General features: G+C 62.7%; 1 protein-coding gene. It reads right to left on the reverse strand.

Annotation, left to right across the window (positions count from 1 at the left end; translation table 11 throughout):
* Positions 1–413: 413 nt before the first annotated feature.
* The gene (locus HDG32_RS35885; RefSeq protein WP_184074566.1) at positions 414–1,565 is read right to left on the reverse strand and encodes an IS110 family transposase; all 1,152 of its coding nucleotides are present in this window, start codon (positions 1,563–1,565) and stop codon (positions 414–416) included.
* Positions 1,566–1,652: the final 87 nt, after the last annotated feature.

The raw sequence follows: 1,652 nt of genomic DNA on the forward strand, positions 1-1,652 counted from the left end.
AACGGAGGCTTCTATGGGGCATTGGAAGTCAAGCCCTTTCGCGATCCATTTTCCCGTCAGTTATCTCCCATTCGAGAGCGCGAGAGGTTATCCACCACCGGCCAACGGGTCGCTTGTCACGACCATGACGCTGGCCGGTGGTGGATAACCTTTTCGATAAGATGATTTGCAATCCTCCATATCAAGCGAGAACACTAGTGAGGTCGGGGTGTCTGAAGTCCGGACAAGTTGACCGGACCAACTTCTATCCGTGCCGGCCACCAGACCGGTCACCACATACCGCATGCGCAAGGCGCTGGAACCACCCCATTACGGACGCGCCCCATCTAGAACCACGGTTATCCGCCGGACAACCCACCTCCGTTCCGGGCGCGCCAAACCTTCAAACGCTGCTGCCGCTCGACGTTGGCTGTTCAGGTCGCCGTCACCTTCTTCGCAGGCGGCTTGAGGGTTGCCCCGAGGGGAATCTCGCCGAATTCCAGATAGCGCCATAGCGCGACCGCCAGACGTCTGGCAAGTGCCACAATGCCGATGCGTCGCATACGCTTGCCACCGCCTGCAAAGCGCTCGTTGAACCAGTCGCTTAGCTGGCTGCTGCGCTGGAAGCGCAACCAGCTCCACGCCAGTTCCACCATCAGCCATCGGGCTCGCTTGTTGCCGATCTTGCTGATGCCCTGCTCAACTTCACTCGTACCGCTGGCATAGGGCGTCGGGGCCAGGCCCAGGCAGCCGGCCACTTCACGGCGGTTGTGAAACTGTCGCCAGCCGAACAGTTCCCTGACCAGGACCCAGGCACTGCCCGTTCCGATACCCGCGAGGTGCGCGAGCCGCGCAATCGCGGGTTGCACACCGCTGCGCACCTCGCGCTGCTGCTGTGCCTCGAGCGTCCTGATCTGCCTGGCAGCCAGCGACAGCCGCTCACATTCGCGCTCGATCTCGGCGCGCAGGGCTGGCAACAGCTGAGTGGTGTGCTCGGCCCACCAGTGCGCCCACGCGCGGCCACCGATTCGCTCGGGCCGCAGGTTGTGAAGTACCAGCAGCGAGCGGATGCGGTTGCTATGGGCAGTGCGCTCCTGGCGCAGGCGATCGAGTTCACGGTGTACCCGCCGCTCATCTTCCTGTTCGGGAGTCGGGATGCGCGCGACCGCCCACACCCGGCGTTCACCAGCGTAGTAACGCATCAGCATCGACAGCAGTTTGTCGCTGTCAAGCCGGTCAGTCTTGGCGCGACGTCTGCGCCGGTTCACTTCGATACTGGCTGAATCCACCACCAGGTTCGTGATCTGATGTGCTTCCAGACAGCGGTGCAGCCAGAAGCCGTCACGCCCGGCTTCGTAACAGCTCCGCACCGGAGCATCGGCCGCCAGATGACAGCGCGCTTTGGCCTTTGCAATCGCCGTGAAAACTGCGGCCGTATCGCCGGCGGCCACGGTGCAGCGGCTCGGCGCGCGCACCCCATCGCCCAGGGAGAGCTTCCAGCTCCTGTCACCCAGTTCGAAGGCGACATACAGCGATCCGGTGATGGTTGTATCCTGCCCGCGAAGGGCCGTGCGAGGCGCATTCATTTGCGTACTCCTCTCGGAAAACGGGTGTCGGGATCCTCGTTTTACTCCAGGAGGCTTACTTCCGTGGCGCCCTTCCATAGTATCTAG

The sequence above is a fragment of the Paraburkholderia sp. CI2 genome, assembly GCF_014201055.1.
Taxonomy (GTDB): Bacteria; Pseudomonadota; Gammaproteobacteria; order Burkholderiales; family Burkholderiaceae; genus Paraburkholderia; species Paraburkholderia tuberum.